This window comes from Pseudomonas sp. BB438 (assembly GCF_057180225.1).
In genome coordinates this window covers 3,048,988-3,070,603 of sequence record NZ_CM170001.1, presented here as the reverse complement: position 1 = coordinate 3,070,603, position 21,616 = coordinate 3,048,988, and the positions used below count along the sequence as shown (strand labels likewise).

Here is a 21,616-nt window from a genome sequence, read left to right as displayed (position 1 = left end):
ACCGACACTCCCCCCCCCCAACCGGGTCAGCCACTGGCCGGCCCGGCCTTGCCGGGCGCAGCCTTGAACAGCAACGCGACGTCCATCAGCAGCGCCAGGCCGATAGCTCCCGCAGCCACGGCAAACAGCAGCGCGTAATGACCGTGGCTCACACTGAACAGCGCCGAGTAGGCGTAGCCAGCGATGGCCTGGAAGCTGGCGAAGGACACCGTCGCGCGGCTCCAGGTGGCGTTCTGCGCAGCATGGCCGGGCACCAGCTGATGCACCCGCGCCAACGCCAGCGGCACGATGCCCGGCGGGAACGAACCGATCACCACGCTAGCCACGCCCAGCAGGCGCAGGTCGCCGGCCTCGAGCAGCAAGCCGAGCGCAATCAGTTGCGCCGCGAGCACCAGGCGGATCGCTGCTCGCGCACCGAGATGGTCGGCGAGGAAGCCATACACCACCGGTCCGGCGATGGCGCCGACGCCATAGAGCGTCCAGATCAGTGCACCGCCGTGGGTACCGGCGCCCAGGCCACGGGCCACGAAGTCCACCAGGAACATCATCGGCGCCACCAGGGCGGAAGCCATCAGCGCGTACTGGGCGAACAGCACATGGACACCCATCGAACCACGCGGACCGGCGACGCTGTGCGCCTGGCCATGAGCGTGCTCCTGCGGCCAGCCAAACCAACTGCTGAGGCTGAGCACCAGGGCCAGCGCACCGAGGCCCAGCCAGGTCTGCAGCAGCCCCAGAGCCAGCAGCAGCGGCACCAGCGTGCCGGAGGCGGCGATGCCCAGGCCGATGCCGAGGAAGATCGCCCCGCTGGCCAATCCACGACGATGGGCGGCCACGTGCGGCAGGATCGTGCTGGCAGCGAGCACCATGATCACCCCGCCGGAAATCCCCGAGGCCAGGCGCCAGAAGAAGAACCACGCCTGGTTCAACGGCCAGGCGCAGGCGAAGAACGACAGCGTGACCAGCAGCATCATGCCGCGCAGCACCGCCGTGCTCGACCAGCGCGCCGCCAGCGGGCGCCCGGCCAGTGCGCCGATCAGGTACCCGGCGAGATTGGCGGCACCCAGGTAGACCACGGCGGATGCCGAGAACCAGCGCGCCTCGATCAGCGCCGGGATCAGCGGCGTGTAGGCAAAACGCGCCAAGCCGATGCCGACCAGGCTGGCGCACAGGCCCGCCCAGATCGGCAACCAGAGGGAGCCTCGACTGGAGAGGCGGCAAGCATCGGTATTCATGACAACCCCCTATCGCGCCATCGGAGCGGCGCCGTTGCGTGGTGATGGGGGGATCATAAAGTCGCGCGCAGATGAAATAATGCAGCGAGTTTTCTTTCCAGAGCTGCAGTTTTGCATCAGAGGGGAATCACCATGATGAACTGGGACGATGCGCGGGTGTTCCTCGCACTGTGCCGGGAGCAGACCCTGCGCGGCGCCGCCCGCGTGCTCGCAGTGGACCAGGCGACAGTAGGACGGCGCCTGGCATCGCTCGAGCGCTCCCTGGAGGCGACGCTGTTCCTGCGCACGTCCGCCGGCTACAGCCTCACCGCCGCCGGCGAGATTGCCATGGCGGCGGCACAGGCCATGGAGTCCTCCGCCGCCGACCTGCAACGGCAGATCCTCGGCATGGACGACCGCATGAGCGGCGTAGTACGCGTCACCACCACCGACTCCTTTGCCGCCGACTACATCATCCCCGCCGTGGCCGCCCTGCACCGCGAGAAGCCGGGGATCGAGGTGCAGTTGCAGACCTCCACGCAGATGCTCAACCTGAGCAAGCGCGAGGCCGACATCGCCGTGCGCACGCACCAGCCGGAGAACCCCGACCTGATCGTGCGACGCCTGGCCCGCTGGGGAAGCGGCCTGTTCGCCTCCGCGCAGTACATCGAGTCACGCGGCGTGCCCGAGCCGGGCACCGCCTTCGCCGGGCACGACCTGGTGGTCTATCAGCCGTATCTGGATGCCGGCAAGGAAGTGTTCCTCGCCTCCGAGCCGATCATCCATGGGCGCATCGCCATGAGTTGCACCTCCGGCTTCATGGTCCGCCGCGCCCTGGCCGGCGGTCTGGGCGTGGGCGAACTGCCGCTGCCGCTGGGCGATGCGGACGGGCTGGTGCGCCTGTGGCCGGAACGCCCACCCTTGCCCTACGACGTATGGCTGGTCACCCACAAGGATGTGCGCCATACGGCGCGTGTGCGGGCGGTGATCGATGCCATCTCGAGCGCGTTCACCAGCGCGGCGCCGCAGCCGCCGGCCGCTCGGGGCCGGAACGCATGAAGGACTGCAACGGCCGATCCCGCAATCGCCGACCGTCACGGCGCGGTCACTCGATGAACGGCACCTTCTCCGCGCGCTGGTATGGGCCATAAACCGCTGGCGCCCAGTTGAACTCCTTGCCGTCGCGGGTGATATGGCCGATGCCGGGGAATGGCAAGTGTGCGGCGGCTACCCAGGCGCCATCCTTTGCGAGCGCACTGAACTCGGCGTCGCGAGCCTTCACGGCCTGCTTCGGGTCGGTGTCGAAACGGATCGCCACTTCCGGGTGGGCGAACTGCACGGCGACGTTGTGAATCAGGTCGCCGATGAAGACGATGGCAGCCCCGCCGGATTCGAAGCGATAGCTGGTACTGCCCGGCGTGTGGCCAGTGGTGGCCTGCGTCGTCAACTCCGGTAACGGCGAGGCCGGCGGTACGAACCTTTGCAGGCGGTTGGCGGCGCGATACGGTGCGAGCGAACGCTGCGCCACGTCGAAGAACTCGCGGGCCTTTTCCGGCGCCTGGTCGCGGTGCTGCTCATCCAGCCAGAAATCTGCCTCGGCCTGCGCCGCATAGACGGTGGCGTTGACGAACAGTGCCTCGCCCTGGCCATCCACCAGGCCGCAGACGTGGTCCAGGTGCATGTGGGTGAGCAGGATGCTGTCCACCTGCTCGGGTGCGTAGCCAGCAGCCTTCATGTTTTCCAGCAAATGCCCGGCGGTACCGCCAATGCACTGGCCGGCGCCGCTGTCCACCAGCACCAGGTGCTTGCCGGTATTGACCAGGAAGGCATTGAAGTTGGTCTGCACGCGCTCGCCACTCATCGCGTTGCGGGCCAGCAGCGCGCGGATCCGCTCGCGGTTCAGGCCCTGCAACAGGCCGGGAGACAAGTCGTTGTAGCCGTCGTAGAGCGCGGTGACTTCGTATTCGCCCACCGCCAGGCGGAAGTAGCCGGGCGCCTGAGTCCTGGGCGCGGTCGGCGGCTCGGCGCAGGCGAAGGTGGAGACCAGCAGTGCGCTGGCCAGTAGCGGGAAGCAGTGGTTGCTGCGGGATGCCGGCATGGTCGGCGCCTCCTTGGACAATGGTGGCGCCATGCTGCTCGGTTTGCCTGGACGGTTCTTGGACGCCTGTGCCGGATGCGCTCGCACCAGCCAGACGCAGTGGAGCGTGAAGCTCAGGGCAGCGGCGCGCTCATGTACTCGACCATCCGCTCGCGCAGCCAGCGCTCTGCCGGGTCGTTGTCGTGGGCGGCGCTCCACACCAGGGAGAGTTCCGCCGGCTTGATTTCCAGCGGTGGGTCCTCGGCACGCAGGCAGCTGTCTTCCACCAGGGCGCACGCGGCGTAGTCGGGCACGGTGGCGATCATCTCGGTATTTCGCAGCAACGCGCGCAGGCTGCCGAACTGCGGCACGGCAAGCACCACCCGGCGACGCCGCTCGATACGCTCCAGGTCCAGGTCGATGGCACCATTCAGGTCGCCGGAGAAGGACACCATCACGTGCGGCCGCGAACAGTATTCGTCGAGCGTCAGCGGGCCGGGGCGGTCGTCGCCGCGCAGTACCTTCACACCGATATCGCGCAGCTTGCGGCGCTTGGCATTGGCCGGCAGGTCGGTGGTGTAGCTGACCCCGACAGTGATCTCGCCGGAGGACAGCAGTGCGGGCATCAGCAGGAAATTGGCGCGCCGTACCACCACGGTGACGTTTGGCGCCTCCTGTTGCAGGCGCGCCAGCAGCGCGGGGAACAGGCCGAACTCGGCGTCGTCGGAAAGGCCCAGGCGGAAGATGTTGCAGCTGATCTCGGGCTCGAAGGTCTTGGCGCGGCTGACCGCGGCGGAGATCACATCCATCGCCGGGCGCAACTCCTCGAAGATGTGCAGGGCCCGACTGGTGGGCTCCATGGCGCGGCCGGCGCGCACCAGCAATGGGTCGTCGAACAGGTCGCGCAGGCGCGCCAGGGCGGCGCTGACAGTGGACTGGGTGATGAACAGCTTCTCGCCGACGCGGGTGAGGTTCCGCTCCAGCATCAGGGATTCGAAGATCACCAGCAGGTTCATGTCCAGGCGGCGCAGGTCGTTTCGGTTCATGGCTGGTCGCTCGGGGCTGTGGAGTGGGCAGCTTGGCACAAGGCAAGGATCGCGCCAGTCAACCACGTTTCACGACGATTCTCTTGGACGGGTGTGCTTATTCGCGCCCTGTCCTTCCTAATCCGATTGAGCATCGGATCACCTTGATTTACCTTGAGTTTTTCCCATTCCGGAGCGGCCATTCTGCCGCCGACAGGACCCACGAAAAGAGAGACGCCATGCCCGCACCTGCCCACCAGGTAGCGCCCATGCTCACCCCCCAGACCCACCACCTGATCCTGCAACTCATGGAAGAGCTGCAAACCCAGGGCGAGGGCCTGCACCGGGCCAGTCAACGCCTTTGCCAGCACCTGCTGGAACACTACCGGCTGCCTGAACCCTGCAATGACGGGCAGGACGCCTGCGAACGCCTCGCCCTCGCGCCCTGGCAGGAACGCAAGGCCAAGGACATCCTCGCCGGCAGCCTGCTCAGCCGCCTGTACATCGCGGATGTCGCCGAGCAATGTGGCATGTCGCGCAGCCATTTTTCCCGCGCCTTCAAGCAGGCCACCGGACTTTCGCCGCGGGAATGGGCGCTGCGACTGCGCGTCGACCGCGCCCGTGAACTGCTGGCCGGCAGCGACGCGCCGATCTCCCAGGTCAGCCAGGAGTGCGGTTTCGCCGACCAGTCGCACTTCTGCCGCAGCTTCCGCAAGCTGGTGGGCTGCACGCCGAACCGCTGGCGGAAGGCCAGCCGGATGGGCGGAACGGCGGAAATGGCGACGATCCCATCCCCGGTCTGATGCGCGGCCCCTGTCCGCGAACGCGGGCATGGCCCGCTCCTGCCAGCGGCTTCGGGCGGTCCGGCAGGAGCTGGCCACACCTGCGACAGATTGCGCACCGGGGGCATCCCGGATGACGTCCGCTGCTGCACATACGATTGAACGATCTGATTCCTACGCCGTTCAGGAAGTGTTCAGCCAGGATCGGGAGAACTTTGAGGTATGACAGTTCCGATGCAATCCGCAACGTCTAGTCTGGGTGCAGTCCCACTTTCCCTACAGGCAGGAGCCGGGAGTCAGAGCATGACTGCACAGCAAACCACCGACGGCAAAACGCAAACCACCGACTGGTACCGCAAGAGCGTCGACCAGACCATGGCCGATCTGCAGACCAGCGCGGATGGCCTCTCGCCCGACGACGCCGAGGCGCGACTGCTGCGCGTCGGCCCCAACGCGCTGCCGGCCAAGGAAGTCGACCCGCTCTGGCTGCGCTTCGCCCGGCACTTCAACGATGTACTGATCTACATCCTCCTGGCCGCCGCCGTGGCCACCGCGCTGATGGGCCACTGGACCGACACCGTGGTCATCCTGCTGGTGGCGGTGATCAACGCGGGCATCGGCTTCTTCCAGGAGAATAAGGCGGAGAAGTCCCTCGCCGCCCTGCGCGGCATGCTCAGCAGCACCGCCCATGTGGTGCGCAACGGCAAGAAGGTCGAGATGGATGCCGCCCAGCTGGTGCCCGGCGATATTGTCATCCTGCGCCCGGGCGACAAGATTCCCGCCGACGTACGCCTGTTCGACGTGCACCACCTGCAGGTCGAGGAGTCCATGCTGACCGGTGAATCGCTCACCGTGGGCAAGCACGCCGACGCGCTGGACAAGGAGGCGCTGCTGGCCGACCGCACCAACCTCGGCTTCTCCGGCACCAACGTCAGCGCCGGCAACGCGCGCGGCGTGGTGATCGAGACCGGGCCCGCCACCGAACTCGGGCGCATCAACAAGCTGATCGCCAACGTCGACGAGGGTGAGACGCCGCTGCTGCGGCAGATCGCCGAACTGGGCAAGCGCATCTTCCAGCTGATCATCGGCATGATGGTGGTGCTCTTCATCATCGGCTTCTTCTGGCACGACTACCCCTTCGGCGAGTTGCTGCTGTCGCTCATCAGCCTCGCCGTGGCCTCGGTGCCCGAGGGCCTGCCGGCCATTGTCTCGATCATCCTGTCGCTGGGCGTGCAGCGCATGGCGCAGAACAAGGCGATCATCCGCAAGCTGCCCACCGTGGAAACCCTGGGCGCCATGAGCGTGATCTGCTCGGACAAGACCGGCACCCTGACCATGAACGAGATGACCGTGAAGAGCGTGCTGCTCGCCAATGGCATCTACGCCGTCGAGGGTCAGAGCTACGAGCCCAAGGGCCGCATCACCTTCGGCAGCACCAGCGATGAGCTGGACTGGTCGCAGCACGACGCGCTGCAAGCCTTCATCCGCGCAGTGGACATCTGCAACGACAGCAGCCTGCAACTCAATGACGAAGGCCGCTGGGGCGTGGTCGGCGGCCCAACCGAGGGTGCGCTGAAGGTCCTGGCGCGCAAGGCGAACCTGCCGGAGATCGAGTTCCAGAAGTTCGGCAAGATTCCCTTCGACTCCGCCTACAAGTACATGGCGCGGCGCTGCGACGTCGCCGGACAGAGCCTGGTCTACCTCAAGGGCGCGCCCGACGTGCTGCTGCGCATGTGCCAGCAACAGCTCGGGGCCAATGGCGTGGAGCCGCTGGACCGCGCGTACTGGGAGCGCGAGATGAGCTTCATCGCCGGGCAGGGTCTGCGCATGCTCGCCGCCGCCTACAAGCCGGTGCAGCCCGATGACGGCGTGATCGACCACGAGAACGTGCAGGACGGCATGATCTTCCTCGGCGTCGCCGGCCTGCTCGACCCGCCGCGCCCGGAGGCCATCGAGGCCATCGCGCTGTGCAAGCGTGCCGGCATCCAGGTGAAGATGATCACCGGCGACCACCCGGACACCGCCGTGGCCATCGCCGGCATGCTCGGCATGGGCAACGACCTGCGCGCCATGACTGGCCAGGAGCTGGAACAGGCCGATGACACGCAACTGAAAGCCCTCGCCATGCAGTACTCGGTGTTCGCCCGCACCAGTCCCGAACACAAGCTGCGCCTGGTGCGCGCGCTGCAGGCCAACGAGGAAGTGGTCGGCATGACCGGCGACGGCGTCAACGACGCCCCGGCACTGAAGCAGGCCGATGTCGGTATCGCCATGGGCATCAAGGGCACCGAGGTGACCAAGGAAGCCGCCGACATGGTGCTCACCGACGACAACTTCTCCACCATCGCCGGCGCCGTGCGCGAAGGCCGCCGGGTCTACGACAACCTGAAGAAGACCGTGCTGTTCATCCTGCCGACCAACATGGCCCAGGGCCTGCTGATCGTCATGGCGATCCTCGCCGGTGCGGTGATCCCGCTGGCGCCGCTGCAGATCCTCTGGATGAACATGGCGACCTCGACCACCCTGTCCTTCGCCCTGGCCTTCGAGCCTGGCGAGCCGGGGATGATGCGCCGGCCGCCGCGCAACGCGAAGGAATCGATCCTCAACGGTTTCGCAGTCTGGCGGGTGCTCTACGTGGGCGGCCTGCTCACCGCCGCAGCCTTCCTGCTGGAAGCCTGGATGGTCAGCAACGGCCAGGACACCGACCACATCCGCACCATGATCCTGCACACCCTGGTCACCGCGCAGTGGGCCTACCTGTTCAACTGCCGCCTGCAGGAAGAGTTCTCGCTGAACACGGCGCTGCTGCGCAATGGCGCGCTGCTCACCGTGACCCTGGCGCTGATCCTGCTGCAGTGCTTCGTGATCTACGTGCCCTTCATGCAGACCGCCTTCCACACCGTCGCCCTGCCCTTCAGCGGCTGGCTGATCTCGCTGGGTATCGGTATCGCGGTGTTCTTCGCGGTGGAACTGGAGAAACTGGTGATCCGTCGCTGGAAGGCTTCGCGCAGATGATGCAACTGATGTAGGAGCGGACTGTGTCCGCGAAAAGGCCCCTCGCCATTCCGGCGAGGGGCCTTTTTTCTTGCTCCGTGGAAGTTCGTCGCGGCGATCTCGCGGGCATGGACCGCTCCTGCAAGCGCACGGCGCACCCTGTAGGAGCGGGCCATGCCCGCGAACGGCGGACAGGGTCCGCCGTCAGCCCGCCCTCGGTCTCGTAGGGCGCATAACGCGCCAGCGTTATCCGCCACTGGTGGAGGCGACGGCGGATAACCTGTTCCAGGTTATCCGCCCTACGGTCTGTGCACTCCTGAACTTACAGCAGCGGCAAGGTGTAGCTGACGATCAGGCGGTTCTCGTCCTGGTCGCGCTGCGTCGGGGTGCCGGAACCGCTGGCAGGCAGGCCGCTGCGCAGCATGGCGTTGCGCCAGGAGAAGCCCAGGCCCTTGAGGGTGCCTTCGGGGATCACATAGGACAGCGTCAGGTCGCGCTCCCACTCACCCTGGTCGCCACTGGCGGTCTTGATGTCGTCGCCCTTGAGGTAGATCGCCGCAAAGGTCAGGCCCGGCAGGCCGGCCTGGGCGAAGTCGTAGCCGTAGCGCGCCACCCAGGTGCGCTCGCCGGCATGCAGGAACTTGCCGATCTGCACGTCGGTGATCAGGTAGGCGCTGCCGCTGGCACCGTCGCCGCGGTTCAGGTAGGGAAAGTCGCTGTCGCCGTTCATGACCTGGTAGCCAGCGCCGAGGCTGTGCCCGGACAGGCTGTAGGTGAACATCCCGCTGTAGGCGCGGTTGTCGACCTCGCCCTTGGTCACGCGATTGCCGTAGTAGCCGCTGGAGAGATAACCGTCGGCGCGGCCGGAGGCGCTGCCATTCTTGCCATCGGAATCGCTGTCGAAGGCGCGCAGGTCGGTCTTCAGCATGCCGGGGCCGAGGTTCAGGCTGTGCTGCAGGCCGAGGAAGTGCTGCTGGTAGAACTCGCTGAGCTGGCCGAAGTAGTACTGCAGCGTCAGGTCCTTGCTCAGCTTGTAGTCGCCGCCGGCGTAGTAGAACGCATTGCTGTCGCGGGCCGTCGCGCCGCTGTTGGCGCCCTGGATCGACATCCCGCGCCAGTCGCTGGAGTTGCGCCCGCGGGTGTGTTCCAGCTTGCCGGCTACCAGGCTGAGGTTGTCGATGTCGGTGCTGGTCACCTGCCCGCCGTCGAAGGTACCCGGCAACAAGCGTCCGTCGTTGTAGGTCACCACCGGCAGCTTGGGCATCAGCGTGCCGTAACGCAGTTCGGTGCTGGAAATCTTGGCCTTCAGGGTCGGGCCGAGGCTGCTGAAGTCGTTCACTGCCTCACCATTGCTCTTGGACGGGAACACCGTGCCGGCCTGCTGGCTGGGGGATTCATAGTGGGTGCCGCGGCCACTGTCGAGACGAATGCCGAGCAGGCCGATGGCGTCGACGCCCAGCCCAACCGTGCCCTGGGTGTAGCCCGAGGCGTAGTTGAGGATGAAGCCCTGGCCCCACTCTTCCTGGCGGCTCGGTTCGGCGGTGCCGTTGCGGTTATCGCTGTTGATGTAGAAATTGCGCAGGGTCAGGCTGGCCTTGCTGTCCTCGAGGAAGCCGGCAGCCTGGGCGGCGGGCACGAGAAAGCCGAGGGCGGCGCAGGCGATGGCAGCGCCCAGGGTGGAGTTTTTCATTGTTGTCTCCGGGTCGTGGATGTCAGGGTGAGCGCCACCCGTCCCAGTGGTGCGGGCAGGCGCGGGATTTCAGGCAAAGGGAGGCCGACGACGCCGGGAGGCGCCGCCGATCAGGGGTGGGTCAGATCAATGGTTCCATCAGGTCACGGGGGCCGGGTTGAACAGCACCAGGTCGTTGTGCAGGTGGTGCCGCTCGGCCCAGGTGTGGACCTTGCCGCTGGCCACGTCGAGGTAGAGCTGGAAGATTTCCCAGCCCAGCTCGTCCAGGGTCATGCGCCCGGACGTGACGCGCCCGGCATCGACGTCGATCAGGTCGGGCCAGCGCTCGGCCAGCTCGGTGCGGGTCGCCACCTTGATCACCGGCGCCATGGCCAACCCGTAGGGCGTGCCGCGTCCGGTGGTGAAGATGTGCAGGTTCATCCCGGCGGCCAGCTGCAGGGTGCCGCAGATGAAGTCGCTAGCCGGGGTGGCGCAGTACTGCAGCCCCCTGCCCTTCACCCGCGCGCCCGGCGGGATCACGCCGGCGATGGCGCTGCTGCCGGACTTGGCGATGGAGCCCATGGCCTTCTCGACGATGTTGTTCAGCCCGCCCTTCTTGTTCCCGGGCGTGGTATTGGCGCTGCGGTCGGCCATGCCGCGGGCGAGGTAGCGGTCGTACCAGTCCATTTCGGCGACCAGTTGCTCGGCCACTTCGCGGTTGGCGGCGCGCGCGGTAAGCAGGTGGATGCCGTCGCGCACCTCGGTGTTCTCGGAGAACATCACCGTGGCCCCGGCCCGCACCAGCAGGTCGGCGGCCACACCCAGCGCGGGGTTGGCGGTGACGCCGGAAAAGGCGTCGCTGCCGCCGCACTGCATGCCGACCACCAGCTCCGAGGCTGGCACCGTCTCGCGACGGCGTTCGTTGAGCAGGGCCAGACGCTCTTCGATCAGCGCGAGGATCTGCGTGACCATGCCCTGGAAGCCGTTGCCGGATTCCTGCAGGCGGTACAGCCACTGCGCCTCGTCCTGCCCGGCGGTGAGTGCGTCGCCGTCCATCAGTTGCACCGGCTGCAACTTCTCGCAGCCCAGGCCGATGACCAGCGCCTGGCCGCCGAGGTTGGGGTTGCGCGCCAGGTTGTACAGCGTGCGGATCGGGATGATCGCGTCCGGCGCGTTGATCGCCACGCCACAGCCGTAGCTGTGGGTCAGCGCCACCACGTCGTCGACGTGCGGGTACTTGGGCAGCAACTCGCGACGGGCACGCTCCACGCAATGATCCAGCACGCCAGTCACGCACTGCACCGTGGTGCTGACGCCCAGCAGGTTACGTGTGCCGACACTGCCGTCGGCGTTGCGGTAGCCCTCGAAGCTGTAGCCGGTGAGGGGTTCGGCAGCCGGCGGCACGTCAGTCGCCAGCGGTAGCGCGCCCAGCTCCGGTGGCTCCGGCAGGCTGAGCAGTTGCTCGGTCACCCAGCGGCCCTTGGCGATCGGCGCCAGCGCGTAGCCGATCACCGTGCCGTAGCGCAGCACCGCGGCGCCTTCGGCGATGTCCACCAGCGCCACCTTGTGGCTCTGCGGGATCGACTCGGCGGCCACCAGCTCATCCGGGAAGCGACCGCCCGCGGCGACGCCCTGGTCGTTGACAACGATGGCGACGTTATCGTCCGCGTGCAATTTCACGTAGCGCGGTGAGTCCTGGTGCGGGATCAACTGCATGACACTCATCTCCGAAATACCCCCGGAACTGCTCAGGAATTGGCCGGGGCCAGACGTTTTTCAGGTACCTGGCGACCCTTTGGGTCTTCTTCGCGCAGCTCCACACGCTCGATGCGGCCGACGATGAACAGGTAGCTCAGCACGGCCACCAGCGCGTTGGCGCCGACGAACACCAGGGCCCACTTGAACGAGCCGGTGGCGCTGATCAGGTAGCCGATGACGATCGGCGTGGTGATCGAGGCCAGGTTGCCGAAGGTGTTGAACAGGCCGCCAGAAAGACCGGCGATCTGCTTGGGCGAGGTGTCCGCCACCACCGCCCAGCCCAGCGCGCCCAGGCCCTTGCCGAAGAACGCCAGGGTCATGAAGCCGACCACCATCCATTCGGCATGAACGTAGTTGCAGAACACCATGGTGGTGGACAGCAGCAGGCCGCAGACGATCGGCAGCTTGCGGGCGAAGGTCAGCGAATGGCCGCGACGCAGCAGGTAGTCGGAGATGATCCCGCCCAACACGCCACCGAGGAAGCCCATCAGCGCGGGCAGCGAGGCGATAAAGCCGGCCTTGAGGATCGACATGCCGCGCTCCTGCACCAGGTACACCGGGAACCAGGTGAGGAAGAAGTAGGTGATCGCATTGATGCAGTACTGGCCCAGGTACACGCCCAGCAGCATGCGGCTGCGCAGCAGCTGGCTGACGTAGTGCCATTTCGGACCGTCGCTGGCGCGCTTCTGGTCCATGTCGACCATGCCGCCGCCGGCTTCGATGGCGGCGACTTCAGCGGCGTTGGTGCGCGGGTGTTCCTTGGGGTTGTAGATGGTCTTCATCCAGATGGCGGCGAAGACCATGCCCAGCACGCCCATCACCACGAACACGTGCTCCCAGCCGAAATGGAAGACGATCCAGCCCATGATCGGCGCGAACAGCGCGGTGGCGAAGTACTGCGCGGAGTTGAAGATGGCCGAGGCCGTGCCGCGCTCGGCGGTGGGGAACCAGGCGGCGACGATGCGTGCGTTGCCGGGGAAGGACGGTGCCTCGGCGAAGCCGACCATGAAGCGCAGCAGGAACAGCGCGATCACCGCGCTGGCCACCGGCAGGTAGCCGACAAAGCCCTGCAGGAAGGTGAACAGCGACCAGATGAAGATGCCCGCGGCGTAGACCTTCTTCGAGCCGAAGCGGTCGAGCAGCCAGCCGCCGGGAATCTGCCCGGCCACGTAGGCCCAGCCGAAGGCGGAGAAGATGTAGCCCAGGGTGACCGCGTCGATGCCCAGGTCCTTCTGCAGGCTGGAGCCGGCGATGGAGATGGTGGCGCGGTCGGCGTAGTTGATGGTGGTTACCAGGAACAGCATCAGCAGGATCAGGTAACGCACATGCGTCGGTTTGGCGGTTGCTTGGCTCATCGATTGCGTCTCGTGTCTTGTTGTTATGGGAGCGACCGGCGCAGGCCGGCCAGATTATCAGCCGGCCCGTCGTGGCGAGCCGTTACCGCCTCCTTGCCGACGTACGGCGGGCGCGGCCGGTACGTCCGTTCCGACTCGCGCGCTGGGCACAGCGGCGAGCGACACAGCAGATAGCGCGCCACGGCCGGCAGGCAGCCGGATGGCGTACAGCGAGAGAGCGTGGAGCGAAGAAAACGGCCCCGCCGGACGCCTGACGAGCAGGCGAGACGACTCGGCGCGGCCAGGGAACTGGCGCGGGGAAAGCCGGCGCACGGCGGCGCGGCGATGTGAGATCGGGCGGTTCAGCATGACGACCTACCTGCGAAGTTGAGCGGAGTGGGAGTGCTCGGGGCGCGGTCAGCGCCTGGGTTCGCGGGTACGTGTCGGCTGCGGGCAGTCGATGGTCATGGTGTTTCCCCTGCATTGTTCTTGTGTCGGGGTTCTGGTCATGTCGTGTGCAGCGGATGGCGCTGGCAAGCGCCACCCGCTGGTACTGCTATCGGTCAGGCACCGACGTAGGCGGTCTTCACCGTGGTGTAGAACTCCTGGGCATAGCGACCCTGCTCGCGCGGGCCGTAGGACGAACCTTTGCGACCGCCGAACGGCACGTGGTAATCCACGCCGGCAGTGGGCAGGTTGACCATCACCATCCCGGCCTGGGCGTGGCGCTTGAAGTGCGCGGCATGCTTGAGCGAGGTGGTGGCGATGCCGGCGGACAGGCCGAACTCGGTGGCATTGGCCTGGGCCAGCGCTTCGTCGTAGTCCTTCACCTTGAGGATGCTGGCCACGGGGCCGAAGATTTCCTCGCGGTTGATGCGCATGTCGGGGGTGGTCTCGTCGAACAGCGCCGGGGCCATGTAGTAGCCCTCGGTGGCCAGCGACAGGCGCTCGCCGCCGAACAGCAGGCGCGCGCCTTCGTTGCGGCCGATCTCGACGTAGTCCAGGTCCTGGCGCAGCTGCGCTTCGGAGACCACCGGGCCGATGTCGATGCCGTCCTGCAGCGCGTTGCCCACGGTAATCCTGCGCATGCGCTCGACCATGGCCTCGACGAAGCGCGGGTAGATGCCTTCGGTGACGATCAGCCGGCTCGACGCCGTGCAGCGCTGGCCAGTGGAGTAGTAGGCGCTCTGCACCGACAGCTCCACGGCGGTGGCGAGGTCCGCGTCGTCGAGGACGATCTGCGGGTTCTTGCCACCCATCTCCAGCTGCACCTTGGCGCCGCGGGCCACGCATTGCGCGGCGATGCGACGACCGACGCCGACCGAGCCGGTGAAGCTCACGGCGTCCACCTGCGGGTGGTTGACCAGGGCTTCGCCGATCACGCTGCCACGGCCCATCACCAGGTTGAACACGCCATTGGGGAAACCGGCGCGGGAGATGATTTCCGCCAGCGCCCAGGCACTGCCGGGCACCAGGTCGGCAGGCTTGAGCACTACGCAGTTGCCGTAGGCCAGCGCCGGGGCGATCTTCCACGCGGGGATCGCGATGGGGAAGTTCCACGGGGTGATCAGGCCGACCACACCCACGGCTTCGCGGGTCACCTCGACGCTGACGCCGGGGCGCACCGACGGCAGCAGGTCGCCGGCCAGGCGCAGGCATTCACCGGCGAAGAACTTGAAGATGTTCCCCGCGCGGCCGACTTCGCCGATGGCTTCGGGAAGGATCTTGCCCTCCTCCCGCGCCAGCAGCGCGCCCAACTCGGCGCGGCGGGCGAGGATCTCGCTGCCGACCTTGTCCAGCGCATCGGCGCGAGCCTGCACATTGCTGTTGGACCAGGCCGGGAACGCGGCGCGGGCCGCCTCCACTGCCTGGTTCACCAGGGCTGCATCGCCCAGGGCGTAGTCGCCGACCACGTCGGAAAGGTCCGACGGGTTGCGGTTCGGGGTTGCGTCGGTAACGGCCAGCCACTGGCCGTCGACGTAGTGCGAATACGGTTGTGCCACGGGAACCTCCGGCTTACTGCGGGCCGAGTTTCTTGATCAGCGCGTCGAGCATCTCGACTTCTTCGCCGGTGAGGTCGGTCAGCGGTGCGCGCACCGGGCCCGCGTCATGGCCGACCAGCTTGGCGCCAGCCTTGATGATGCTCACGCCGTAGCCTTCGCAGCGGTTGCGGATGGCCAGGTAAGGCAGGAAGAAATCGTCGATCAGGCGATTGACCGTGGCGTGGTCGTCGCTGGCGATGGCGTTGTAGAAATCGATGGCGGTCTTCGGGATGAAGTTGAAGACGGCCGAGGAATACACCGGCACACCCAGCGCCTTGTAGGCCGCCGCATAGACTTCGGCAGTGGGCAGGCCGCCGAGGTAGGTCAGGCGCTCGCCAAGGCGGCGACGGATGGCGACCATCGGCTCGATTTCGCCGATGCCGTCCTTGAAGCCGATCAGGTTCGGGCAGCGGTCGGCCAGTTTTTCCAGGCTATCGGCGTTGAGGCGGCAGACGTTGCGGTTGTAGACCACCACGCCGAAGTCCACCGAGCGGCAAACCTGCTCGACGTGCGCCACCAGGCCTTCCTGGCTGGCTTCGGTCAGGTAGTGCGGCAGCAGCAGGATCCCGGCGGCGCCCTGCTTCTCGGCTTCCTGGGCGTAGGCGATGGCCTGGCGGGTCGGGCCGCCGGCGCCGGCGAGGATCGGTACCTGGCCGCGGCAGGTATCCACCGCAGTCTTGATGATCGAGGAGAACTCGTTGGGCTCCAGCGAGAAGAACTCGCCGGTGCCGCCGGCCGCGAAGAGTGCACTGGCGCCGTAGGGAGCCAGCCACTCCAGGCGGCGGGCGTAGGTGTCCGCGCGGAAGTTGCCCTGGGTATCGAAGTCCGTCACGGGGAACGACAGCAGACCGGACGAAAGGGTGGACTTCAGTTCTTGTGGATTCATTGGCGATCACCCTGCAAAGCGAATTTTTATAGGAAGAGGTGCAACGACAATCGGCTTATGGCGTCATGTTGTCGGTCATCGTATAACTACAAACAAAAGCCGACAAGTCGTCAGACAACCTTTTCTTCCGTCCGCTCGTCAGCCGAGTTTTTCTTCGGCCGATTCGTGGGCGCGGCGCAGGCGTTCGCGGGAGTTGGTGAGGTGCAGGCGCATGGCGGCGCGGGCGGCGTCGGTGTCGCCGCGGGCGATGGCGTCGAAGATGTCTTCGTGCTCGCGGTTGACCCGCGCCAGGTAGTGGTTCTGGTCGTCATGGGCCAGGCGTGCGGAGTTCAGGCGGGTGCGCGGGATGATGCTCGCCCCCAGGTGACTCATGATGTCGGTGAAGTAGCGGTTGCCCGTGGCTTCGGCGATGCGCAGGTGGAACTGGAAGTCCGAGGCCACCGCGTCGCGGCCGTTGGCCTGGCTCTCCTCCAGGGCATCCAGGGCGTCACGCAAGCCCTGCAACTGCTCGGGGCTGCGGCGCTGGGCGGCGAGCCCGGCGGACTCCACCTCCAGGCTGATGCGCAACTCCAGCACGGCCAGCACGTCGCGCAGGGTGACGATGGTCGCCGGATCGATGCGGAACGGGCCGTCCTTGGGCGTGTCCAGCACGAAGGTTCCGATGCCGTGGCGGGTCTCCACCAACCCCGCGGCCTGCAGCCGGGAGATCGCCTCGCGGACCACGGTGCGGCTGACGCCCTGCTCGGCCATGATCGCCGATTCGGTGGGCAGCTTGTCGCCAGGCTTGATACGACCATCGCGGATACGCGCGGAAAGCTCGGCGACCACCTCATGGGCGAGGCTGCGAGGGCGTTTGCGGGGAAGCGGGCTGGTCGGCATGGCGGTCGCTGGAATAGATGAAGAGGCAGTCATCGTACAACATCGGGATAGCGCCCGGCCATGGCCGCCCGGTTGTGCGATGTCTCTCCCCTGCCCTCGCCAATCCCGCTCTGTGCGGTCCGCAAGCACGCTCGCACCTACCGGTTCAGACATGGGCATTCCTGCAGGAGCGAGCCACGCCGTGATCGCGCGCATGGCGCGCTCCTACAGCGGGGCGCCGGAGCTTCCCGGTAGCTGCCGATTCCGCCGCGATCTGCAGAGCTTCACTGATGCAACCGCAACACCGCCTCCAGCTCCTCGCGCAGCCAGGGCTCGTCGATCTCCGGCAGGCGCTGGGTGATCTGCCGGGCGACCCAGCGCTGGCCGCGGCCGATGAAGTCGAAGCGAAGCTCCAGGTCCTCGATGGCCATGGCGCTGGCGTGGAAGTCGCCCACGCCACTATCCGGCGCGGCACCCAGGCGTTCCAGGCAGCGGCGCAGGCGCCGGCAGCTCTCGGCCTCGCCTTCGTGCAGGCGCTCCAGGCGGCGGCGCACGATGGGTTCGTCGGTCTGCCGCAGGCTGTCGAGCATGACCCGCGCGCCAGCACGCTCGGCACGCATCAGGGTCTGCAGCCATGGGATGAGGTCGTCGGACATGTAAGTCCCCCGGTAATGGCGAAGGCCCATCCTAGACCGTCTCGCGAAGCCGCTTTAAATGAATTGAATTGCACCGATGCTGCACTTTTCCGAATGCATCCAGCTTGCGCCGTACCTCTTCATTTTCGCTGCGCCGCTCGTCGGCCTTGATCCCGGACAAGGCATTGCAGAGCGATCGCATGCCAGCACTTCGCCTTTAAATCAAAATAACTGCACTTATGCAGCATTATTATTCGTTTGTTGCATCCATCGCGTCTGTTCAGACTGATCGGGCTCCCTGCGGCGAATTGCCTCCTAACTGCCTAGTTCGCAATCCACATCGCTCGTGGCCAGGGAGCCGTCAGTCAACCGGAGTACGACGGAATCAAGATGGACAGCGCGATACCCCTCGATCAGCACACCCCCCGCGACGCCGAATACAACTACGACATCGTCCGCCGCTTCACTCTCACCACCTTGGGCTGGGGCATCCTCGGGATGCTCATGGGCGTGTTCATCGCCGCCCAGTTGGTATGGCCGCAGTTGAGCCTGGAGATGCCCTGGACCAGCTTCGGGCGCATCCGGCCGATCCACACCAACCTGGTGATCTTCGCCTTCGGCGGTAGCGCGCTGTTCGCCACCTCCTTCTACGTGGTGCAACGCACCTGCCGCGTGCGGATCATCTCCGACAGCCTGGCCAACCTGTTGTTCTGGGGCTGGCAGGCGAGCCTGGTGGCGATGCTGGTGAGCTACCCGCTGGGCATCACCACGTCCAAGGAATACGCCGAGATGGAGTGGCCCATCGCCGTCTGGGTGACCTTCCTCTGGCTGGTGTACGCCTACCTGTTCTTCGGCACCATCGCCCGCCGCAAGGTGCGCCACATCTACGTCGGCAACTGGTTCTACGGTGCCTTCATCGTGGTCACCGGGATGGTCCACGTGGTCAATCACCTGGCGATCCCGGTGACGCTGCTCAAGTCCTACCCGCTCTACTCGGGCGCCACCGACGCGATGATCCAGTGGTGGTATGGCCACAGCGTGGTGGGTTTCATCCTCTCGGTGGGCTTCCTCGGGATGATGTACTACTACGTGCCCAAGCAGGCCGAGCGGCCGATCTACTCCTATCGCCTGTCCATCGTGCACTTCTGGGCGATCATCACCCTGTATATCTGGGCCGGCCCGCACCACCTGCACTACACCGCCCTGCCCGACTGGGCGCAGAGCCTGGGCATGGTGATGTCGCTGATCCTCCTGGCGCCCAGTTGGGGCGGCATGATCAACGGCATGATGACCCTCTCCGGCGCCTGGCATAAGTTGCGCACCGACCCGATCCTGCGCTTCCTCGTGGTGTCGCTGGCCTTCTACGGCATGTCGACCTTCGAAGGACCGATGATGGCGATCAAGACGGTGAACTCGCTGTCGCACTACACCGACTGGACCATCGGCCACGTGCATGCCGGCGCCCTGGGCTGGGTGGCGATGATCTCCATTGGCGCGCTCTATCACATGATTCCCAAGCTCTACGGCCGCGAGCAGATGCACAGTGTCGGGCTGATCAACGCGCACTTCTGGCTCGCCACCATCGGTACCGTGCTGTACATCGCCTCGATGTGGGTCAACGGCATCACCCAGGGCCTGATGTGGCGCGCGGTGAACGAGGACGGCACGCTGACCTACTCCTTCGTCGAGGCGCTGGCGGCCAGCCATCCGGGCTATGTCGTCCGGCTGATCGGCGGTTCCACCTTCGCCAGCGGCATGCTGCTGATGGCCTGGAATACCTGGGCCACGGTACGCGCCGGCAAGCCGGTGTCGAACCTCGACGCGGCCACGGCCTGAGGACGCGCCGATGCTGCTGAGCCTGATCGGCCTGATCGCCTGTATCGCCGCCTGCTGGCGGACCTGCCGCAGCGACGGCGAACAGGCGGCGCTGCTGCCCTTCGCCGACGACCCGGATGCCGCGCGGCGCATGAGCGCGGCCACTGGCCGGCAGTGCGAGCGGATCGTCCAGCCCCTGCCGGAGCCGCCACCACCGTACCGAATGCGCGCCTGATTTCCAGCGCTCCTGTTTTCCAGCCTTCTGGTTTCCCAGCCCCATGGACGGGGCCTCCCCGAGTGCCGATGTTGGCACCTTGCAGGGCTCTTCCCCGCGAGAGCCCGTTTTTTCAGACTTCGCTCCACGGACCAACCGATGCCCGCCCTCACCGGCTGGCGGCACCGCGCCGCCGCGTACCTGCCCGACATTCCCCACACCCGCCCGCGTGAATGGCTGCGCGCCTCGCTAGGCGCCAGCCTGGGCTTCCTGCTCAGTGCCGCCACCTGCGGCCTGCTGTTCGGCTCCTCGGTGGCCCTGCACTTCGCCGGCCCCTGGGCCGCCTCGGCGGTGCTGCTGTTCGCCGTCTCTTCCGGCGCCCTCGCCCAGCCCTGGTCGGTGATCGGCAGCTACCTGTGCGCATCACTGGTGGCGCTGCTGATCGGTTTCTGGCTGCCCGCCGGCCTCGTCAGCGCCGCCCTCGCCCTGGGCCTGAGCCTGTTGCTGATGTACCCGCTGCGCTGCCTGCATCCGCCGGGCGGCGCGCTGGCCTTCTGCATGGTGTTCGCCTCGCCGCTGCCCGGCGAGCCGAGCGGGATGGCGCCGCTGCCAGCCATCAGCGGCGGCCTCTGCCTGGTGCTCCTGGCCCTGCTGTTCAACAACCTGACGCGCATGCCCTACCCACGCCGCCGTAGCCTCACACCGGACAACCACCAGACCCAGGACCTGCCGCCCGGCTCGCGGGTCGGCATCCAGGCCGCCGACCTCGACCAGGCGCTGGACGAACTGGGCGCCTTCGTCGACATCACCCGTGACGACCTCGAACGCCTCGTCCGCAGCACCGAACGCCACGCCCTGCGCCGCAGCATGGGCGATACCCGCGCGCGCGAAGTGATGTCCCGCGACCTGGTCTGCGCCGCGCCGGAAACCCCGCTCGACCACGCCCTGCGCCTGCTGGTGAAGCACCACCTGAAAGCCTTGCCGATCCTCGACGAGGAGCGCCGGCTGGTGGGCATCGTCAGCCTGATCGACCTGCTGGTGCCCAGGGGCGCCTGGTGGAAAAGGCTGCTGGGAAGCATCGGCCTGCGCCGCGACCGCCTGCTGGGCGAGGTGATGACCCGCCCGGTGCTGCACGTGGATGCCGATGCCCATGCGGTGGAGCTCATCCCGCTGCTCTCCGACCACGGCCTGCACTGTCTGCCGGTACTGGAGCATGGAGAGCTGGTGGGCGTGATTACCCAGACCGACCTGATCGCTGCCCTGGAACGCGACCTGCTCGCACACCTGGGCTGACCTCCGGCAGACCTGAGCGCTAAACTGGCCGCCTGATTCGCGCAGAAACCTCCGAATGGACATCGACCTCACCCGTACCTTCCTGGAAATCGTCCGCCACGGCAGCTTCGTCGCCGCCGCCGAACGCATGCACGTCACCCAGACCGCCATCACCGCGCGGGTACAGAAGCTGGAGGCGCACCTCAACTGCACGCTCTTCGTGCGCAACCGCGCCGGCGCCCGGCTGACCCCGGACGGCGAAGCCTTCGTCACCTACGCCAACCAGATCCTGCAGACCTGGGAAGCCGCCCAACGCGACCTGCCGTTGCCCGAGGGCATCCACAACGTGCTGCACATCGGCGGTGAAGTGAGCCTGTGCAACCCGCTGATGCTGCGCTGGGTCAGCCGAATCCGCCAGGTGATCGGCGACCACGCGGTGCGCGCCGAGATCGCCGACGGCCAGAGCCTGCTGCGCCAGCTCGAGCTGGGCGTACTGGACGCCGCGCTCGTGTACCAGCCGACCTACTGGCCGGGCATGCAGGTGGAACAGTTGCTGGAAGAGAAGCTGATCCTGGTGCGTGCGCAGAACCCCGAGCCCTACGTCTACATCGACTGGGGCGAAGGCTTCCGCCAGCAGCACGACAGCGCGCTGCCGGAGCTGTCCAAGGCGCCGGTATCGTTCAACCTCGGCCCGCTGGCCTTGCAGTACATCCTGGAAAACGGCGGTTCGGGCTACTTCCGCACACGCGTCGTGCAGAGTTACCTGGACCGCAAGGTGCTGCGCCGCGTACCGAAGGCTCCGGAGTTCAGCTACCCGACGTATCTGGTGTATTCGCGTGACCGCGATTCGCAGGCGCTGCAGCAGGCGTTTGCCTTGCTGCGCGAAGTAGTCGCGCAGGACCCGGACTGGTCACAGCGCTGGGACCCGATGATCTGACTCCAATGACCTGATCACGCCGGCCGCCGTAGGAGCGAACCCGCCCGCAAGCCCCGCCCGGACAACCATGCCAGGCAGGCTCGCCCCTACAGATGCCACGCCCT

Annotated in this window: 17 protein-coding genes; 7 read left to right on the top strand and 10 right to left on the bottom strand. The window is 66.7% G+C overall.

The genetic code is table 11. The features are described from left to right. Nucleotides 1-26: 26 nt before the first annotated feature. Nucleotides 27-1,235 (bottom strand): YbfB/YjiJ family MFS transporter, encoded by a 1,209-nt coding sequence (locus tag AC1ZV1_RS14245; protein WP_484297313.1) that lies wholly within the window; start codon nt 1,233-1,235, stop codon nt 27-29. Nucleotides 1,236-1,370: 135 nt separating this feature from the next. Between AC1ZV1_RS14245 and AC1ZV1_RS14240 the strand changes: the two genes are divergently transcribed. Further along, a complete protein-coding gene (locus AC1ZV1_RS14240; protein WP_484297562.1) occupies nt 1,371-2,273 on the top strand; it encodes a LysR family transcriptional regulator in 903 nt (300 codons plus the stop codon). 46 nt (nt 2,274-2,319) lie between these two features. Here AC1ZV1_RS14240 and AC1ZV1_RS14235 read toward each other — a convergent pair whose 3' ends face one another. Together AC1ZV1_RS14235 and AC1ZV1_RS14230 are read right to left on the bottom strand one after the other, a co-directional pair. After that, nucleotides 2,320-3,312, bottom strand: coding sequence for an MBL fold metallo-hydrolase (locus AC1ZV1_RS14235; protein WP_484297312.1), 993 nt, complete (start codon nt 3,310-3,312; stop codon nt 2,320-2,322). 113 nt (nt 3,313-3,425) lie between these two features. Continuing rightward, nucleotides 3,426-4,337, bottom strand: coding sequence for a LysR substrate-binding domain-containing protein (locus AC1ZV1_RS14230; RefSeq protein WP_484297311.1), 912 nt, complete (start codon nt 4,335-4,337; stop codon nt 3,426-3,428). A 218-nt stretch (nt 4,338-4,555) separates the two neighbouring features. Here AC1ZV1_RS14230 and AC1ZV1_RS14225 point away from each other — a divergent pair, with 218 nt between their 5' ends. After that, nucleotides 4,556-5,119, top strand: coding sequence for a helix-turn-helix transcriptional regulator (locus AC1ZV1_RS14225; protein ID WP_484297310.1), 564 nt, complete (start codon nt 4,556-4,558; stop codon nt 5,117-5,119). A 282-nt stretch (nt 5,120-5,401) separates the two neighbouring features. After that, nucleotides 5,402-8,113: a cation-transporting P-type ATPase gene (locus tag AC1ZV1_RS14220; RefSeq protein WP_484297309.1), complete on the top strand. Its 2,712-nt coding sequence runs from the start codon at nt 5,402-5,404 to the stop codon at nt 8,111-8,113. A 301-nt stretch (nt 8,114-8,414) separates the two neighbouring features. Here the strand turns inward: AC1ZV1_RS14220 and AC1ZV1_RS14215 are convergent, their stop codons facing one another. From AC1ZV1_RS14215 to AC1ZV1_RS14185, 7 genes are all read right to left on the bottom strand, one after another. After that, nucleotides 8,415-9,782 (bottom strand): OprD family porin, encoded by a 1,368-nt coding sequence (locus tag AC1ZV1_RS14215; protein WP_484297308.1) that lies wholly within the window; start codon nt 9,780-9,782, stop codon nt 8,415-8,417. A 138-nt stretch (nt 9,783-9,920) separates the two neighbouring features. After that, nucleotides 9,921-11,477 carry a galactarate dehydratase gene (gene garD / locus AC1ZV1_RS14210; protein WP_484297307.1) on the bottom strand — a complete coding sequence of 519 codons (1,557 nt, stop codon included), beginning with the start codon at nt 11,475-11,477 and terminating at the stop codon, nt 9,921-9,923. A gap of 32 nt (nt 11,478-11,509) precedes the next feature. Continuing rightward, nucleotides 11,510-12,874, bottom strand: a complete 1,365-nt coding sequence (locus AC1ZV1_RS14205) for an MFS transporter (RefSeq protein ID WP_484297306.1) — start codon at nt 12,872-12,874, stop codon at nt 11,510-11,512. A gap of 542 nt (nt 12,875-13,416) precedes the next feature. After that, nucleotides 13,417-14,856 carry an aldehyde dehydrogenase family protein gene (locus AC1ZV1_RS14200; protein WP_484297305.1) on the bottom strand — a complete coding sequence of 480 codons (1,440 nt, stop codon included), beginning with the start codon at nt 14,854-14,856 and terminating at the stop codon, nt 13,417-13,419. Nucleotides 14,857-14,869: 13 nt separating this feature from the next. Further along, nucleotides 14,870-15,781: a 5-dehydro-4-deoxyglucarate dehydratase gene (gene kdgD, locus AC1ZV1_RS14195; RefSeq protein WP_081519705.1), complete on the bottom strand. Its 912-nt coding sequence runs from the start codon at nt 15,779-15,781 to the stop codon at nt 14,870-14,872. A gap of 138 nt (nt 15,782-15,919) precedes the next feature. Further along, nucleotides 15,920-16,660: a FadR/GntR family transcriptional regulator gene (locus tag AC1ZV1_RS14190; RefSeq protein WP_484297304.1), complete on the bottom strand. Its 741-nt coding sequence runs from the start codon at nt 16,658-16,660 to the stop codon at nt 15,920-15,922. A gap of 263 nt (nt 16,661-16,923) precedes the next feature. After that, a complete protein-coding gene (locus AC1ZV1_RS14185) occupies nt 16,924-17,295 on the bottom strand; it encodes a DUF6306 domain-containing protein (RefSeq protein ID WP_484297303.1) in 372 nt (123 codons plus the stop codon). A gap of 369 nt (nt 17,296-17,664) precedes the next feature. Here AC1ZV1_RS14185 and ccoN point away from each other — a divergent pair, with 369 nt between their 5' ends. The 4 genes from ccoN (at nt 17,665) to AC1ZV1_RS14165 (ending at nt 21,512) form a co-directional block, all read left to right on the top strand. Next, nucleotides 17,665-19,110: a cytochrome-c oxidase, cbb3-type subunit I gene (gene ccoN, locus AC1ZV1_RS14180; RefSeq protein WP_484297302.1), complete on the top strand. Its 1,446-nt coding sequence runs from the start codon at nt 17,665-17,667 to the stop codon at nt 19,108-19,110. A 10-nt stretch (nt 19,111-19,120) separates the two neighbouring features. Beyond that, the gene (locus tag AC1ZV1_RS14175; RefSeq protein ID WP_484297301.1) at nt 19,121-19,324 is read left to right on the top strand and encodes a hypothetical protein; all 204 of its coding nucleotides are present in this window, start codon (nt 19,121-19,123) and stop codon (nt 19,322-19,324) included. A gap of 138 nt (nt 19,325-19,462) precedes the next feature. After that, a complete protein-coding gene (locus AC1ZV1_RS14170; RefSeq protein ID WP_484297300.1) occupies nt 19,463-20,596 on the top strand; it encodes an HPP family protein in 1,134 nt (377 codons plus the stop codon). A 55-nt stretch (nt 20,597-20,651) separates the two neighbouring features. Beyond that, on the top strand, nt 20,652-21,512 hold the full coding sequence (locus tag AC1ZV1_RS14165; protein ID WP_484297299.1) for a LysR family transcriptional regulator: 861 nt from the start codon (nt 20,652-20,654) through the stop codon (nt 21,510-21,512). Nucleotides 21,513-21,616: the final 104 nt, after the last annotated feature.

Coding starts and splice junctions, on each gene's coding strand:
- AC1ZV1_RS14225 (WP_484297310.1), top strand. CDS start 4,556: ATGCCCGCACCTGCCCACCAGGTAGCGCCCATGCTCACCCCCCAGACC.
- ccoN (WP_484297302.1), top strand. CDS start 17,665: ATGGACAGCGCGATACCCCTCGATCAGCACACCCCCCGCGACGCCGAA.
- AC1ZV1_RS14190 (WP_484297304.1), bottom strand. CDS start 16,660: ATGCCGACCAGCCCGCTTCCCCGCAAACGCCCTCGCAGCCTCGCCCAT.
- AC1ZV1_RS14230 (WP_484297311.1), bottom strand. CDS start 4,337: ATGAACCGAAACGACCTGCGCCGCCTGGACATGAACCTGCTGGTGATC.
- AC1ZV1_RS14165 (WP_484297299.1), top strand. CDS start 20,652: ATGGACATCGACCTCACCCGTACCTTCCTGGAAATCGTCCGCCACGGC.
- AC1ZV1_RS14215 (WP_484297308.1), bottom strand. CDS start 9,782: ATGAAAAACTCCACCCTGGGCGCTGCCATCGCCTGCGCCGCCCTCGGC.
- AC1ZV1_RS14185 (WP_484297303.1), bottom strand. CDS start 17,295: ATGTCCGACGACCTCATCCCATGGCTGCAGACCCTGATGCGTGCCGAG.
- AC1ZV1_RS14235 (WP_484297312.1), bottom strand. CDS start 3,312: ATGCCGGCATCCCGCAGCAACCACTGCTTCCCGCTACTGGCCAGCGCA.
- kdgD (WP_081519705.1), bottom strand. CDS start 15,781: ATGAATCCACAAGAACTGAAGTCCACCCTTTCGTCCGGTCTGCTGTCG.
- AC1ZV1_RS14175 (WP_484297301.1), top strand. CDS start 19,121: ATGCTGCTGAGCCTGATCGGCCTGATCGCCTGTATCGCCGCCTGCTGG.
- AC1ZV1_RS14170 (WP_484297300.1), top strand. CDS start 19,463: ATGCCCGCCCTCACCGGCTGGCGGCACCGCGCCGCCGCGTACCTGCCC.
- AC1ZV1_RS14205 (WP_484297306.1), bottom strand. CDS start 12,874: ATGAGCCAAGCAACCGCCAAACCGACGCATGTGCGTTACCTGATCCTG.
- AC1ZV1_RS14245 (WP_484297313.1), bottom strand. CDS start 1,235: ATGAATACCGATGCTTGCCGCCTCTCCAGTCGAGGCTCCCTCTGGTTG.
- AC1ZV1_RS14220 (WP_484297309.1), top strand. CDS start 5,402: ATGACTGCACAGCAAACCACCGACGGCAAAACGCAAACCACCGACTGG.
- garD (WP_484297307.1), bottom strand. CDS start 11,477: ATGCAGTTGATCCCGCACCAGGACTCACCGCGCTACGTGAAATTGCAC.
- AC1ZV1_RS14240 (WP_484297562.1), top strand. CDS start 1,371: ATGAACTGGGACGATGCGCGGGTGTTCCTCGCACTGTGCCGGGAGCAG.